At 59.8% G+C, this 2,453-nt stretch carries 1 protein-coding gene and 1 pseudogene; both read right to left on the bottom strand.

The annotated features are described in order from the left end of the window. Positions 1 to 689 (bottom strand): annotated as a pseudogene (locus INT22_RS21530) (electron transfer flavoprotein subunit alpha/FixB family protein); the annotation flags it as partial. Continuing rightward, positions 686 to 2,453, bottom strand: a 1,768-nt coding sequence (locus tag INT22_RS18635; protein WP_226912905.1) for a DUF3483 domain-containing protein, incomplete at its 5' end; no start/stop codon positions are given. The gene INT22_RS18635 and the pseudogene INT22_RS21530, both read right to left, overlap by 4 nt.

Genomic DNA, 2,453 nt, shown 5'->3' with positions numbered 1-2,453 from the left:
TCCACCTGCCACACCCCCGTGGCAGCGCGTTCACCCAGGCGTAAGGCAAGCCGCCGCCCCAGATCAGCTCCGCCTAGGGGGGAGTCCGGCAACAGCCAGAAACGCGGCGTCATCTCCCGTTCGACGGCACTTAACACCGCCAGCCGTGCCTCGGGAGCAAACCCTGCGTAAAGTTCATCATCAAGATGCACGACGCGATCGATCCCGGCTTCACCAAGCGCTTCTTCCTTATGCTCGCCGAATAAGACCGCCACCACAGCGCCAGGCTGTTCGGCATCGGCATCCGCCACGCGTCTGGCTAATCCCAACAGATCCTTATCATGGCTTGAAAGGCGGCCACCGGTCAGGTCGGGTACTACTGCTACCAGAAAGGCGGGCTGATCAATGATCACCCTGCGGCGGCTATCACGGGCCGCCGTAGTGGTCGCGGGGGCCGCCGTAGTGGTCGCGGCGGCCTGTCCACCTTGCTGGAGGCCGCTACGATCAATCCGTTTGACGCCATTGGGGCCGATAAAACCGATGGCGCGAGGATTCTTACGCACCACGCCGTTGGGACCCAGCCACTCACTGGCTGCTCCGCCGCCTTCCCTGTTTACGCCAAGGGCGGCGAGCACACTGGTGTGGTCTGGATGAAGACGGTTCCGGGCGATCCACTCGCGACGCGGATCGCGGCGAATAATCTCACTCATAAGGTCACCTCTTCAGCAGTCGTCACTGCAGTGGTTCGGCGGGATACCCCAGACACATCGTCAGCAGGGCGCTCTACCAGGGCATCAGCTACCAGTTCGGCGATATCGCGCACTTCAGCGCTGGCATCCACCACACCTTCCAGCATGGCAGTGCACTGTGGACAGCCCACCGCCACTAGCTCGGCGCCGCTCTCTTTAACGTCATTCATGCGCATGTCGGGAATTCGGCGCTCACCAGGAATATCCGTGATTGGCGCCCCACCGCCGCCGCCACAGCAGCGCGAACGGAACCCAGAGCGCTCCATCTCGGCCACCTGGATGCCCAGCGCTTTAAGCACTCGCCGCGGGGCTTCGTATTCACCGTTATAGCGTCCCAAGTAACATGGGTCGTGATAAGTAACGCTGCCACCTTTCCAGGGAGCAAAGGTCAGCCGTCCGGCGTCATACAATTCAGCAATAAAGGTACTGTGGTGGCGCACCTCGTAGTTGGCACCACCCAACTCGCCATACTCATTGCCCAGCACATGAAAACTATGCGGATCACAGGTGACAATCTGCTGGAAGCGATACTTGGCCAGGGTGGCAATATTGCGCTTAGCCAGGGACTGGAACGTCGCTTCATCGCCCAATCGTCTTGCCACATCACCACTGTCGCGCTCTTCAGCACCTAACACGGCGAAGTCTACTTCGGCAGCACGCAGTACTTTAACCAGGGCACGTAGGGTTCGCTGGTTACGCATATCAAAGGCGCCATCCCCCAACCACAACAGCACATCAACCTGCTTTAGGTCAGCCATTAGCGGTAGGTTAAGATCCGCCGCCCAGTTGAGCCGTGAGCCTGGGTCGAAACCGCCGGGATTGTCGGTAGCAATCAGGTTGTCGAGCACCTCAGCACCTTTATTGGGTGTCTTACCCCGCTCCAAGGTCAGGTGGCGGCGCATATCGACAATCGCATCCACGTGCTCAATCATCATTGGGCACTCCTCGACACAGGCACGGCAGGTCGTGCACGACCAGAGAGTCTCGGCGTCAACCAACGCCTTTCCCTCTTTCATAACAACAGGCGCCACGATAGGCGCATGGGGAGCGCCTTGGTGCTCTCCCACTGGCTTACCAGGATAAGGAGAACCGGCATAGCCAGCATCGCTACCACCGGCAAAACCCACCACCATGTCTTGAATCAGCTTTTTGGGATTGAGCGGTTGGCCAGCAGCAAACGCAGGGCACACCGCCTCGCAGCGGCCGCACTGCACGCAGGCATCGAAGCCCAGCAGTTGATTCCAGGTAAAGTCAGCAGGCTTTTCCACGCCCAGAGGCGCTGTCTCATCTTCCAGGTTCAGTGCTTTGAGCCCCGTTGACCGGCCACCACCAAAGCGCTCAGCACGACGGTGAAAGGCGAGATGTAAGGCGCCAGCGAAGGCGTGCTTCATTGGGCCGCCCCAGGTCATGCCAAAGAACATTTCGCCCAGACCCCAAACCACAACGCCCGCCAACGCCAGCGCCAGAAGCCAGCTACCGCTGCCTTCTACTAACCCTTCAGGCAACAAACCTACTGTGGGCAGTGTGATCAGGAAAACGCCTATCGAAAACGCCATCAGGCTCTTTGGCAGCCGCATCCAGGGGCCTTTGGAGAGCCGTGCAGGAGGGTTAAGCCGCCGACGCGCTACGAAGAGGCTACCGACGAACATGGAGGTGCTAGCCAGTAACAGCAACCCGCCTAGCAATGGGTTAGCGATACCCAGACCATGCACCAGGATCATCAGC

Origin of the sequence: Halomonas sp. 3D7M, from assembly GCF_014897885.1 — a bacterium.
Classification (GTDB): Bacteria; Pseudomonadota; Gammaproteobacteria; order Pseudomonadales; family Halomonadaceae; genus Vreelandella.
Note: the sequence above shows the minus strand (reverse complement) of the source record. Positions and strands in the feature narration are given on the sequence as shown.